This is a genomic window from Dactylosporangium fulvum, assembly GCF_025137375.1.
Taxonomy (GTDB): Bacteria; Actinomycetota; Actinomycetes; order Mycobacteriales; family Micromonosporaceae; genus Dactylosporangium; species Dactylosporangium fulvum.
The window spans coordinates 513438-525555 of record NZ_CP073720.1 but is presented as its reverse complement, the minus strand read 5'-3'; the positions used below and the strand labels follow the sequence as shown (position 1 = coordinate 525555).

At 68.5% G+C, this 12118-nt stretch carries 11 protein-coding genes; 6 read left to right on the top strand and 5 right to left on the bottom strand.

What is annotated here, in order from left to right; all coding sequences use genetic code 11:
• The first annotated feature begins 4 nt into the window (after nucleotides 1-4).
• Complete coding sequence (locus Dfulv_RS02455; protein WP_259867342.1) at nucleotides 5-1273, top strand: AAA family ATPase; 1269 nt, start codon at nucleotides 5-7, stop codon at nucleotides 1271-1273.
• 20 nt (nucleotides 1274-1293) lie between these two features.
• Here the strand turns inward: Dfulv_RS02455 and Dfulv_RS02450 are convergent, their stop codons facing one another.
• Nucleotides 1294-4134: a CHAT domain-containing protein gene (locus Dfulv_RS02450; RefSeq protein WP_259860970.1), complete on the bottom strand. Its 2841-nt coding sequence runs from the start codon at nucleotides 4132-4134 to the stop codon at nucleotides 1294-1296.
• 254 nt (nucleotides 4135-4388) lie between these two features.
• On the opposite strand from Dfulv_RS02450, the gene Dfulv_RS02445 reads away from it, so the two are divergent.
• The gene (locus tag Dfulv_RS02445) at nucleotides 4389-4778 is read left to right on the top strand and encodes a hypothetical protein (RefSeq protein WP_259860969.1); all 390 of its coding nucleotides are present in this window, start codon (nucleotides 4389-4391) and stop codon (nucleotides 4776-4778) included.
• 1 nt (nucleotide 4779) lies between these two features.
• The gene (locus Dfulv_RS02440; protein ID WP_259860968.1) at nucleotides 4780-5220 is read left to right on the top strand and encodes a hypothetical protein; all 441 of its coding nucleotides are present in this window, start codon (nucleotides 4780-4782) and stop codon (nucleotides 5218-5220) included.
• A gap of 74 nt (nucleotides 5221-5294) precedes the next feature.
• On the opposite strand, the gene Dfulv_RS02435 is transcribed toward Dfulv_RS02440, so the two are convergent.
• On the bottom strand, nucleotides 5295-5963 hold the full coding sequence (locus tag Dfulv_RS02435) for a YceI family protein (RefSeq protein WP_259860967.1): 669 nt from the start codon (nucleotides 5961-5963) through the stop codon (nucleotides 5295-5297).
• A gap of 692 nt (nucleotides 5964-6655) precedes the next feature.
• On the opposite strand from Dfulv_RS02435, the gene Dfulv_RS02430 reads away from it, so the two are divergent.
• The gene (locus Dfulv_RS02430) at nucleotides 6656-6847 is read left to right on the top strand and encodes a hypothetical protein (protein WP_259860966.1); all 192 of its coding nucleotides are present in this window, start codon (nucleotides 6656-6658) and stop codon (nucleotides 6845-6847) included.
• 51 nt (nucleotides 6848-6898) lie between these two features.
• Complete coding sequence (locus Dfulv_RS02425) at nucleotides 6899-8446, top strand: FAD-binding oxidoreductase (RefSeq protein WP_259860965.1); 1548 nt, start codon at nucleotides 6899-6901, stop codon at nucleotides 8444-8446.
• Nucleotides 8447-8628: 182 nt separating this feature from the next.
• On the opposite strand, the gene Dfulv_RS02420 is transcribed toward Dfulv_RS02425, so the two are convergent.
• From Dfulv_RS02420 to Dfulv_RS02410, 3 genes are all read right to left on the bottom strand, one after another.
• Nucleotides 8629-9111 (bottom strand): PIN domain-containing protein, encoded by a 483-nt coding sequence (locus Dfulv_RS02420; RefSeq protein ID WP_259860964.1) that lies wholly within the window; start codon nucleotides 9109-9111, stop codon nucleotides 8629-8631.
• 26 nt (nucleotides 9112-9137) lie between these two features.
• Nucleotides 9138-9590, bottom strand: coding sequence for a helix-turn-helix domain-containing protein (locus Dfulv_RS02415; protein ID WP_259860963.1), 453 nt, complete (start codon nucleotides 9588-9590; stop codon nucleotides 9138-9140).
• 546 nt (nucleotides 9591-10136) lie between these two features.
• Entirely contained in the window at nucleotides 10137-11357 is a 1221-nt protein-coding gene (locus Dfulv_RS02410; protein WP_259860962.1) for a glycosyltransferase 87 family protein, read from the bottom strand.
• Between the two features lie 66 nt (nucleotides 11358-11423).
• On the opposite strand from Dfulv_RS02410, the gene Dfulv_RS02405 reads away from it, so the two are divergent.
• Nucleotides 11424-11873 (top strand): DUF3592 domain-containing protein, encoded by a 450-nt coding sequence (locus Dfulv_RS02405; RefSeq protein WP_259860961.1) that lies wholly within the window; start codon nucleotides 11424-11426, stop codon nucleotides 11871-11873.
• Nucleotides 11874-12118: the final 245 nt, after the last annotated feature.

The window sequence follows — 12118 nt, the reverse complement described above, 5'->3', positions numbered from 1 at the left end:
CGTCATGGAGGATCTGCAGTCCGGCTCCGCGCGGGGCGTGGTCGTCGACTCCCCGCCCGGTGCCGGGAAGTCGACGTTGGTCGTACGGGCCGCGCGGCATCTCGCCCGGCTGGGCGAACCCCTCGCCGTCGTGGCCCAGACCAACGAGCAGGTCGACGACCTCATCGCGAACCTGGCGGCTGCTGCTGCGGACCTCCCGATCGGCCGGTTGTCGGCGCAGGGCTACGTGCCGGTGCCGCGGATCTCGAAGCACGGCAACGTCACCGTCGACACGGCGGTGGCAGGCTTGGCGGGGACGCGGGTGATCGTCGGCACGGCGGCCAAGTGGTCGATGTTGACCGACGGTTCGTGGGCGTGGGCCATCGTGGACGAGGCGTACCAGATGCGCTCCGACGCGCTGCTGCGCATCGCGGGCCGCTTCGACCGGACCCTGTTCGTCGGCGATCCGGGTCAGCTGGACCCGTTCTCGACGGTGGAGACCGAACGCTGGGCCGGCCTGTCCTGGGACCCGCAACTGAGCGCGGTGGCAGTGCTGCTGCGGCACAACACTGATGTCCCCGTCCACAGGCTGCCGGTGTCGTGGCGGCTCCCTTCGACGGCCGCGCCGGTGGTGTCGGAGGCGTTCTACCCGTTCACCGGCTTCACGTCGGGCACCGGCCCCGGCGACCGCTCGTTGACCTTCCAGACGCACGCGTTCGGCGCGTCTCCACTCGACGCCACGCTGGCGGAGGCCGCCCGCTCCGGCTGGGCGCTGCACGAACTGCCGGCGCGGCACAGCATGCGCACCGACGCCGAGGTCGCGAAGGCGTGCGCGGATACGGCACTGCGCTTGCTCGAACGCGGCGCTGTGGCGGTGTCGGAGAAATTCCCCGACGGCGCTCCGGTGACCGCCGAGCGGATCGCGATCGGCACCGCCCATCGCGACCAGGCCGCGGCGGTCCGCCAGCAGTTGCCGGCCGACTCCGGCATCACGGTCGACACGGCAAACCGCCTGCAGGGCCGCGAGTACGACGTGACGGTGGTCTGGCACCCCTTGTCCGGCCGGCGCGACGCGACAGCGTTCCACCTGGAGGCCGGGCGGTTGTGCGTGCTGACGTCGAGGCACCGGCACGCCTGCATCGTGGTGGCGAGGGCCGGCATCTCAGCACTGCTGGACGCGCACCCGTCGACAGGCCGGATGTACCTGAACGAGGTCGTGAAGTTCCCGGACGGCTGGGAGGCCAACCAGGCAGTGATGTCCCATCTGGAGCAGCACCGGGTGGTGGCGGCGTGACCGCCTGGCCTCCCGTCGTGTTACGCGCCGGTGTACGCGAACGCCGCCCAGTACCGTGGCGCCAGATAGGGATACGGGCCCGCGTCGCCGCCCGGTTCGACGTCCGGCAGCATGGCGGCCAGGTCGTCGCGGGTCGCGGTGCGCAGCCACTGCATGGCGTGGTTCAGCGCGACGACCGGTTCGTGCCCTTCCTCGCGCCACTGCCGGTGGAACGCGGTCATGAGGTATGCCGTGGCCAGGTCGTCGACCTTCCATGAGCTCGCGATGACCCCGGCGAAGCCGACCTGCAGCAGCGCTGACGGTAGCCCGACCACCTCGTTGGGCAGGGCGGTGCCGGTGAGGTTCGACTCGCACGCCGACAGCACGGCCAGGCGCCGCTGCCCGGGCCGCAGCACGTCGCGGAGTTCCTTGAGCGTGACCTGCCGGTCGGCGAAGTACAGGCGGCTGTCGAGAATGGAGTGTGGCTGCGCCGAACCGTGGCAGGCGAGGTGCCACACCGTGTGCTCGTCCGCGGTGTCCTGGAACCGTTGCCATGTGCAGTTGTGCGCGATCGTCACGGCGCCGGGCCAGCACCGCGCGATCCCGGTGGTCTCTCGCGCGACGTGCGGCAGGTGCGCGCCGCCGCCGGCGGCGTCAGCCACGTCGACGGCCAGCAGTCGCTGCTCGCCGCTGGGCAATGCTCGTACGGTCGCCTGGCATCGGCGCAGACCGCGGGCGTTCGGCGCGTACCGGATCGCGGAGAAGTGGCCGGCTCGGCGCCATTCGGTGTAGGTGTCGCCGGGGGTGCCGGGCTCGCCGGCGGCGTGCAGGGGCAGCAGGCTGAGCTGCCCGACCGGGACGAAGGTCACCACCCGTCCCCGCACGCTGTGCAGCACCAGATCGTGCACGCCGTTCTTCCACAGTGTGCTGAGCATCGAGGTGGTCCGGTCGACGGCGCGCGACGTCGGCCGCAGGTCGCGCACAGGCTCGGCGCCGCGGACCGTTGCACCATCACGGGTCAGCGGCAGCAGCTCGGCCACGAGCCGGGCGACCGTGCGACGGTCGAGCGTGCGCAGCTCGATGAACTGCGGGTCGTGCCGCGCGGCGACGACAAGGGCGTAACCGCCGGCCTTCGCCGCGGCGATGTAGACCAGTGCCCCGTCGCCGGTGGCCGCGGTGATGTCGGCGTAGCTGACGCTGAGTGCGAGCGGGTCGGTGCCGAGCACCTCGGCGGCCCGGGCCGCGACGTCGCGCAACCGCTGCCAGGCGTGTCCCGGCCGCGCCGACGGGTGGCGCTCCTGCTGGTCGACCTCGGCGCGGGCCAGCCGGTACTCCTCGGCGAGTTCGTGTTGGCCCGCGGCACGCAGCCGGGCGTGCACGGCGGAGTCGTCGCGGCCGTTGGCCTCGCTCAGTCCGATCGCCCGCCCGGTCTCCAGGGCCACGACGGCCTCCCGGTAGCGGCGGGTCCGGGCCAGCCAGTACCCGGCCTCCGCGGTGTGCTCCTGAGCGGCGGCGAGGACCCGCTGCTTGGCGCTCTGCCCGTATCGCGCGGCGGCGTCCAGCGGCACGAGCCCGACGAGGTGCTGGTACGCCTCCGCGGCCAGTTCCTGGTCGCCGGTGCCGACCGCCCATGTTGCCCAGGCCAGGGCGAGCCGCGCCTGTTCGGTGACGGTTGACGGTTTGGTGACCGCCGACCGCCAGGCCCGCCGCTGCCGCCCGGTGTTGTCGCCGCCGGACAGGGCGTCCCGTGCGGCGCGGGCGTCGTGCAGGACGACCCGCTCGTCCACGCTCGGGTGGTGCCAGGGGCGGCATCGGCGGCGGGCCAGCCGCACCGCTTCCCGCACGTCGGCCGCCCGCCGGTCGGGTGGTGTGTCGGGCAGCAGCGCCCGCCACAGCAGCAGCCGGGCAAGTGCGGCGTCCGCGGCGGTGGTGCGCCGCCACCACCGCACGCCGGACTGCCGGCCGGTGCGGCAGGCGGCGATCCCCTCGTCGAGCTCGGCCGGGTCGTGCAGCGCTTGCAGTGTGCCGGCCGTGGCGTGGATCTGCGGGAGTAGCCGTGGTGCGAGTGGGTCGGTCGCCCGGGCGGCGAGTTGGAGTTCGTGCAGGGCGGCCGGTAGGGCGCCGGTGGCCGCGGCACGGCGGGCCTGGAGCAGGTGCAGCAGGCTCGGTGCCTCGCCGGTCTGCTCCAGTCGCCTCACCAGTTCGCTGAGGGCGGCGGTGTCGTCGTTGGTCTCCAGGGCCGTGAGCGCGGCGCCGGCCAGGTCCAGGATTTGACCGCCCGCGATCGCCGGCAGGCCGCCGGTCACGACGTTCGTCACGCTCTCTTCCTCGAGTTCATTGCCGGACTCGTGGATGGCGTAAATGTCGTCGATCTCGCGGATCTCGTCATGGTTGTACGTCGACAGCCACTCGCCGGCGCGGTGCTCGATGTCGCGCAGCGCGGCCCGTACGACCGCCCTCTGCGGGTGGGCGGCTGACGCTGGACTACTCAAGACCTGGGTGCAGGCCGACACGAAGGTGCGCACGTCGGTGCGGCCGGTGTTGTCGTTCTCGAGGTCGCGGGTGTCGAGCCGCGGATGCCATTCCAGCACCTCGCGCACCGCACGGTCGATGTCGTCGAAGGCTGCCGCGGTGCTGACCAGCTCGTGGGTCGCCTGCGCCGCCCACCAGTCGTCGGCTCGGTCGCGCTGCTGCTGCCTGGTCTGCCGGAAGACCTGCCACGCCGCGTCTGCTCCCGGGTCGTCGCCGCGGAGCCGGGCCTCCCGGTACGCCCAGACGGGCAGTTCGATCTCGGCCCGAGTGCGCTGATACGGGTCCGCGCTGCGGAGGTCGTGCCGGAGGCGGTGACCACGGGCGTCATGCGCCCACGGCTCCTCGAACACCGGGTCGGTCGGGCGGTTGCATGCGCGGCAGGGATGCGGCCACCATGTGGGCGGCCGCTCGGTCGGCTCGCTGGCGGTACCGCATTCGTCGTTGTGGCATTCCCAGCCGCGCACCTTCGCGTCGGGCGGTGCGAGGTACCCGGATGACGTTCGCGGCGGGCGTCGACTGCGCAACGGACACCTCCTGTGCTCGTCCCTACCCGTTCCTGACGGACGGCTGTCCGTCAGGAACGGTCATGCGATGGTTCAAGCGCGTGAGGAGTAGCCCGTTCCCGGAGGACATGCTGCGTCGGCTGGACCTGTTCGGCCGGTACGAGGTCGACCCCCGCACCTGCGGCATCGACGGCAGTGAGATCTGGCCGACCTGCGTCGCACCGTTCTACCCGTACTCCCAGGAGGACCGGGACGGATTCCTCGGCAACCTGCACGCCGCGGTGGCCGACGACCACGGTGGCTTCGCGACGTACGGTGCGGCCCGGCTCGTCTGGGAGCTGCTGGGCGGGGAGGCGCTGCGCACTGCGGCGGCCTGGCCGCTCATCGACGCCGGCATCGAGTTCAAAGCGGCGCGCGGCCTGTCGACCGCGCACTTCACCGGCTACGAGATGCAACGCATCCACGAACGGCAGCACACGAAGGAGATCTGACATGGGTTTGCTGGACCACAACCGGACCTGGCGTATCGCGACGAACGCGTCCCCTGCCGACTGCGTGCGGGTGTTCGCCGACTGCCTCAACGGCCGCAACGCGTCGCTGCTCGGCAGCCGGTGGCGGGTCAGCACGTCGGAGGCCAAGTCGGGCAGGCGCACGGCGGTGGCGTTCTACGAGGGCAGGACCGGCGTCGTCGGCCTGATGAGTGCGATGTCCCAGCGCGCCTCGGCCGAGCAGGACGCCGCCCGCGGCTCCGAGTTGACGTTCACCGCCACTCCTGGCCGCGACGGCAGCACCACGTGCACGATGGAGATGACCCAGGTCACCAAGGTGTACCTGGTGTTCACCGCCGACGCCCGGTTCTTCCGCAGTGCGATGCGCCGGGTCGCGCGCCGGCTGCGGGACCTCGACGCGGGCCTGGAGGTGGTCAAGCAGTGACGTGTGGCCCGGCGCGCTGACGCCGGGCCACCCGGATCGCGCCTCAGCCTGAGCGGAATGTTGTGTGGAGGGCCTCAGGACTGGCGGATCGCTTCGCCGGCGAGTTCGAGCCGCACGTTCTTGCCGACGAGGACGCCGCCGCCTTCGAGGGCCACGTTCCAGATCAGGCCATAGTCCTCACGGTCGATCTCCGCCGTCGCGCTGAACCCGAAAATGTCCTGCCCGTACGGATCGCGACCAGCGCCACCGAAGTCCACCTGAAGGTCGACGGGTCGGGTTATCCCCTTGATCGTCAACTCCCCGGTGAGCACGAATCGTCCGGTGGTGCGGTCGGACTGTTGTGGAATTTTGCGGGGCATGCCCATGCGGCCTGGTCGTTGATTTCTCAGGCGAGCCCAGAAGAAAATCGGATCGTTGTTACCCTGCCATTTGATACCCGTGCTGCGGTACTCCAGAGTGGGGTACCGGTCGACATCAAGGAAGTCGGGGCTCTTCAGGTGCTCATCCCGGTCGGCGCTACCGGTGCTCACGCTCGCCGCCGCGATGGACGCGGTCACTGAGGAACGCAACGGGTCCTCTTCCACGATGATTCGTGCGGTCGCCTCACCGAAGTCACCGCGAACGGGACTTACCATCATGTGCCGGGCCACAAAACCGATTCGCTTGTGTGCCTGATCGAGAAGGTAGGTGCCGGGAGCCGGAATGTTGATTCCGTCCCAGAACCGCGTTGCAGAATCGGACATCGTTGCGCCTCCTCCCCGAATTTTTCCGCGTGTTTGCCCACGTCCTGCCGTTCTTCGGAGAGCGCACACAGGTCGGACAACCGTACCGGTCATCGAGCATAAGGGAGCGCTGCCTCGCCACTTCCTGGACCCCTCCCGGGGGAGAGACATGACATTCCCCGCATCTGTCCGTATCCCAGGTGACGCAGAGCGTATGGGTCCTGCTTGTTTTTTATGACCCGCGTCACACCGGCGCGAGCCCGTCGCACCAACCGGGCCAAAGCATCGAGAAGTTTAATTCTTCTATTGCGGCATCGGTACAGTTAAGAACTTCGAAGAATCGGTCAATAGCTGCCCCGTTGCGCGCACCGCCCCCTTCATCTGACGAGCCCGATCAGGTGGTCGAACGAAACCGCTCGAGCCGGAATGGTCGCGGCGTGGCCGAGGCAGGAATATGACGAACCCGTGCGCCTCTTGACGATGCGGACAGGCGGCCGCCGGGAATGTCGCCCAGCGCCGATCCGGCCGCAAGCGCGTATCGACGCCTCTGCCTGGAATCGCGGGATTGCCAAAGCCGACAGCGTGGTCATCAGCGACTTGATGTGGCGACCTAACGAGACGGCGGCGCGGGGATCAACGATTCATTGCGCGCCATGTCCACCATCTGGCCCATGCCGACGTAAGCGTGGCAGACATCCGGCCGGCGGCGGGCCATGCCGACACCCCTGGGAGTGCGCCGCGAGCACCACACGGTCCTGCCCCAGACGCTGCCGCAGGTGTTCGACGAGCTCGCCTCCGGCCGGCCCGCCGTCGCGCTGTTCGCCGCCGAGCTCGGTGCGCGCTACCGATCACACGCCAGTGCTCCGTCCTTCAGGGCGGGTGGCTCAGGTGGATCCGTGTGGTGATCGCGTGGGGTGGTATGGACGTGACCAGGACCGACGCACCGTGCGAGGCCTTTGGCATTGCACCCGCAGTCGTGGCTGGACATGGGTTTAAGGCCCGGATTGCGGGTGATGGTCCCAGAAGGCCTCGGGACTCGACCGGCTGAAGGGCGCCCGGCGATGACAGTGCGACTCCGCAGGCTCGACGGTGGCGAAACGGCTGTCACCGACGAGCAGATCGATGCGCTTCACGCGGCCTTCCATGGTCCGCTCATCACACCGGACGATCCCGGCTATGACGACAGTCGCGTCGTGCACAACGGTATGTTCGACCGGCACCCTGGGCTCATTGCCCGATGTTCGGGGGCGGCGGACGTGCTCGACGCGGTGAACCTCGCCCGCGAACGCGACCTGCTGGTCGCCGTGCGAGGCGGTGGGCACGGGATCGCGGGCCACAGCACCTATGACGAAGCCATGATGATCGACCTCTCGGCGATGCGGGGTGTGTGGGTGAACCCCGCCGAGCGGCTCGTTCGCGTCCAAGGAGGCGCGACCTGGGGAGACGTCGACCGAGAGACCCAGATTTTCGGCTTGGCCGTGCCGGGCGGCATCGTGTCGACGACGGGTGTCGCGGGTCTGACACTCGGTGGCGGGCTCGGGTGGCTCCACCGCAAGTACGGCCTCACCTGCGACAATCTCGCCGCCGTCGAGATCGTCACGGCCGATGGGACGCTCCTTCGAGCCAGCGAGACCGAGCACGAGGAACTCTTCTGGGCACTTCGCGGCGGCGGTGGCAACTTCGGCATCGTCACCGCCTTCGAGTTCCATGCCCACCCGATCGGGCCCATCGTCATGTACGGGGCGGCGATGTACGCCGCGTCCGACGCGGAAGAGATCCTTCCAGCCTGGCGGGCCTGGACGACCGGTCTGCCGGACGAGGTCAGCAGCCGTGCCATGTTCTGGTCCATGCCGGCCACGCCGCTGCTACCGCGGGAGGTGCACAACCGGGACGTATTCATCACCGCCGCCGTGTACGCGGGTCCACCCGCCGACGCCACGACGATCCTCAGGCCGATCGGCGAATTCGGTACGCCGCTCGCCGATCTCAGCGGGCCCATGCCGTTCCGGGACGTCCAGCGGCTCATGGACTGGATGTTCCCGAAGGGAGAGTTGCTCAGCTACTGGAAGTCGGTGAACGTCCGCGAGCTCGGCGACGACGTGCTCGACGTGCTGCTCCGCAGAGGACTTGGACGACCGCACCCACACACCCTGGTCCACGTGCCGCAAATGGGCGGCGCCGTGCAGCGTGCGGGGATCCACGACACCGCCTTCGGCGACCGGAGTGCGGCCTACATCGTGAGCATTGACGGCAACTGGACCGACACCGCCGACACCGAGGCCAACGTACGGTGGGTGCGGGATGCTTTCAACGAGGTGAACGGCCTGCCCTCGGCCGGTGGCACCTACCTCAACTTCAGCGGCGACCTGGACCTGGACAGCGCGAGCAGGCACGCGGCGTTCGGCGAGAATCTCGACCGGCTTGCTCAGATCAAGCGGGACTACGACCCCGACAACCGTTTCCGGCTCAATAACAACATCCGACCGGCCGACTACGCGCCCTGACGAATCCCGCCCGACGCCACCAGTTCAGCGTCGGCGCAGGATCCGACGAAGACAGGGTTCCAGGCACCGAGGTCACCCGCGTCCATAGTAGACCGTCACGCCGTGCCTCGTTGTGGCCACCGTCGTTCTGGTCGGCGTCTCAACAGTACGAAGGCGCTGGAAGTCGGCAGCTCGAACCTCTGTCAGCTTCGGACCTCCGTAGCCGGTCTAGAGCATGCGTCGGCTTCCCGCAGGCGAGCGGCGAAGGTCGTGGCCTCCGCCTTCTCGAGCTGCCCGAGCGCTCGCTCACGAAGCTGCCCGTAACTGTCGTTCGCGTACTTACGCATGAGGTATGCGATCTGGTCCTCCAGCCTGTTGCGCACCAACCGCGGGTGAGTGTCGAGCTGAAGGACTAGGAAGTCGTCGGCATGGAGCATGTCGAGATGCTGCTCGTACGCACCGCTCTGGGCCAGGAGATCCCGGTCGCACGTAACGAGGTACGTGGCTCGGGCCTCGACAGCGGCTGCGAGGACATGCCAGTCGTTGATATCCGAGGGTGCCGGCACCCTGGCAGGGTCGTATCCGGTAACGATGCTCTCCGGGAAGTACCCCTCAAGGCGGCGTCGGATGCCGCCGATTACGTGCTCAGTCCACTCTGGATGGTCGCGTCGCAGGTGGTACAGCATCCCACTGACGGTAAGCATCTGGTCAGCTACTCATCTATGCCCAACACGTCGCACTCTTCCATCAATGCCTCGTAGCTCCTTCGCCGCTCAAGCAAGCGCTGACGACGGAACTCCAAGACATCACGGAGCAGTACTCGACGATGCGTGCCTACCCGGTGGGACGGGATGCGATCGGCGTCCAGGAGCTTGATCAGAGTTGGCCGCGACATTCCGAGCATTGCGGCAGCTTCTCCAGTGGTCATCTCCTTGGCGATGGGATTGATCGCCACAGCCTCGCCAGCGAGCAAGGTCGTCGCGAGCTGACTGAGTAGGGTCACAACCTGACTCGGAAGCGGTACGGAGGTGCCGTCCACCGCGACCAGGCGAAGATCAGCAGACTGCGCCTGGCAGAACTCCAGGAACTGCGCCATTTGGGCAGTATCCTGGTGTTCGATGCTCTCCGGCACGACGACTGTGCTCAACTGCTGGGTGGCTGACATGGCGACGTCCCTCCTAGCTCTAGCTCCGCCTCCCCGACCGCGCGGAGCTCCTAGCGACGTGTCACTAGGTTGCCCTTCGAGCATGACGGTTAAACGCAACAACCGCAAGCCCGCTTCGGATGTTCCGTCTGCCATACCCCCAACCGGGGGACGATCGCCCCCATAAACGACAAATAGGACCCCCGGCACGCGCCCATAAGAGCCTCAACCCATCCGCATGGGCGGACCAATGGATGACGTCGGTGACCGACGTCCATGCCATTGGACAATGCATCGAGCGACGGCCACGGAGCACTCGAATGCTCGTGTTCGCCGGTATACCCGCCCGCCATCGGGCTCAAATGCAACGTGCTTGCCTTCCGTAGCTGGTTGATCAGCCGAGGCCAGCACCCCTTCGATCTCGCCGTCAGCGATCCAGACACGATCATCGACCTGCCGGTGGACGGCTGTCATGATCTCTTGAGCTGTTGCAGGGTACTGCCGGTGGTGTCGACGAGCGGTCCGTAAGCACGATCGTCGGGACGAAGTACTCGAACCAGATCCGCGTCAGCTGCTGGTTGAGGGGATCTGACCGGTGGCCGCACTGGAAGGCATCACTACTGGCTCCCGCGACAGGCTGGCAGGCATGGCGGCGAGGAGGACGAGCATGAGTAGGGCGTCCCAGTTGCCGAGGACCGCGCCGGCAATGCCGCCGGGTTCGTGCAGGTCATAGGCGTAAAACGAGATGACGCTGAACGTTACGGTGCAGTAGATCGCCGCCGCGCCGAGCAGCGGTGGCCAGCGCAGCGGTCGAGTGCCCGCGATGACCAGCAGCAGTATTGCGGGGATGAACCAGAAGATGTGGTGCACCCAGGTGACCGGGCTGGCCAAACATCCGACCAGGCCGGCGAGGGTCAGGCCGGTCAGTTCGCTGCCTCCGGTGTACGCCCGGGCAGCCCGCCACATGCCGAAACCGACGACGGCCGCGACGAGCAGCAGCCAGAGCACCCGCTGTGGTGGGTCCGAGGCTCTCGCAACGATTCCCATCAGCGACTGGTTGAACAGGTACTCGGGGTGGCCGATGCCGTCACCGTCGACGAGGGTGCGGGTCCAGTACGTCCACGAGTCACCGGGCGCGACGGCCCATGCGGCGGCGGTCGCCGCGGTCGCCGTCGCGGTGGCGACGCCTGCAGCTCTCCAGCGGCGGGTGCACAGCAGGTACAGGATGAAGATGCCCGGCGTGAGTTTGACCGCCGCGGCGAGACCGATGCCCACACCGGTCCACCGGCTGCTGACGGCGCCGAGTATCAGCAGGTCCACGAGAACGAGCGCCACGAGTACGAAGTTGACCTGGCCGAAGGTAAAGGTCTCCCGGATCGGTTCCAATGCCGAGGCGAGTGGCACTGCCAACAAGAAGACGAACCATGTCGGCTGGCCGAGATGACGCGCCACCGGCAGCAAGAGCAGCCACAACGACACCGCGAAGGCGAGCACGGATACCGTGCCGAATGCCACCTGTACCGGCACCGGCCAGGCGAACCCGGCCAGGGGCCGGAGTATCAGCGCGGCGAACGGCGGATAGGTGAACCCGAGCGACCCTTGCGTCGGGTCCGGGACGCTGAAGTCGTACAGGGGGCGGCCGTCGCGCCACCAACGCACGGCGAGGTGGTAGATCCGCAGGTCGGAGAAGTTGTGCCGGTTGCCGTACCTGTCCTGCCCGGCGCCGACGACCAGCCACACTACCGCCGCCACGCCGAGCCGCCAGGCAACCGCCGTAATCGGTCCCATCGACACCCACCGTAACAGTAGCCAAACGGGATGTTCTGAACGGCTTACTGCCGCTATTGTGCGCCGATGGCGATCCTCGGGTGGGCGCTGGTGGGCGCGGTCGTGGCCGTGGGCGCCGGCCTGGCCGTGGGCCTCGGGGTGTACCGGCAAAATCGGCGCATCCTGCGGCGCGGCGCGCGGCTGAGCGCCGAAATCGTCGCGGCCGAGATCGCCCCGCTCGATCGCCCGTACGAGTCGCGGCGGCGCAACGTGCGGCTACGGCTGCGCTTCGAGGGCATCGAGGAGCACGTGCTGGTGTTCCTCGGGTATCGCCTGCACTCCGACGACGCCGCGGCGCTCACGTCGGGCGCGACAGTGCAGGTCTGGGTGCTGCCGGAGGACCTGTCCGAGGTTCGCGTCGCCCGGCCCGGCGACGTGGACCGGATCCTGCCGTTCCAGGCCGCCCCGGAGGTGTCCGGCAAGTACCCCGACGGCGGCATCGACGGCCTCAGCACGCTGCTGGACCGGCCGGGCTGAACGGGTGGCGCCTCCGGTGGGGTCCACGCGGCATTGACGCCCGGAACCGCGGCGTGCACCTTGCTCAGCTCGCCCGGGACGACAGCGCTCGAGTCGCGCACCAGCAACCTGGACCCGGTCTTCCTTATGGCTGTCTGCAAGGAGCTGCGCCGTATGGGTCGACTCGACGTGGTGCGACGGCACGAACACGCTCCACTTCGGGATGGCGGAGGCGGGGTGCGAGTGCGGCGATTGACAGGCCTGGT

Coding starts and splice junctions, on each gene's coding strand:
- Dfulv_RS02440 (WP_259860968.1), top strand. CDS start 4,780: ATGGGTTTGCTGGACCACAACCGGACCTGGCGTATCGCGACGAACGCG.
- Dfulv_RS02405 (WP_259860961.1), top strand. CDS start 11,424: ATGGCGATCCTCGGGTGGGCGCTGGTGGGCGCGGTCGTGGCCGTGGGC.
- Dfulv_RS02415 (WP_259860963.1), bottom strand. CDS start 9,590: ATGTCAGCCACCCAGCAGTTGAGCACAGTCGTCGTGCCGGAGAGCATC.
- Dfulv_RS02430 (WP_259860966.1), top strand. CDS start 6,656: ATGCCGACACCCCTGGGAGTGCGCCGCGAGCACCACACGGTCCTGCCC.
- Dfulv_RS02410 (WP_259860962.1), bottom strand. CDS start 11,357: ATGGGACCGATTACGGCGGTTGCCTGGCGGCTCGGCGTGGCGGCGGTA.
- Dfulv_RS02435 (WP_259860967.1), bottom strand. CDS start 5,963: ATGTCCGATTCTGCAACGCGGTTCTGGGACGGAATCAACATTCCGGCT.
- Dfulv_RS02455 (WP_259867342.1), top strand. CDS start 5: ATGGAGGATCTGCAGTCCGGCTCCGCGCGGGGCGTGGTCGTCGACTCC.
- Dfulv_RS02420 (WP_259860964.1), bottom strand. CDS start 9,111: ATGCTGTACCACCTGCGACGCGACCATCCAGAGTGGACTGAGCACGTA.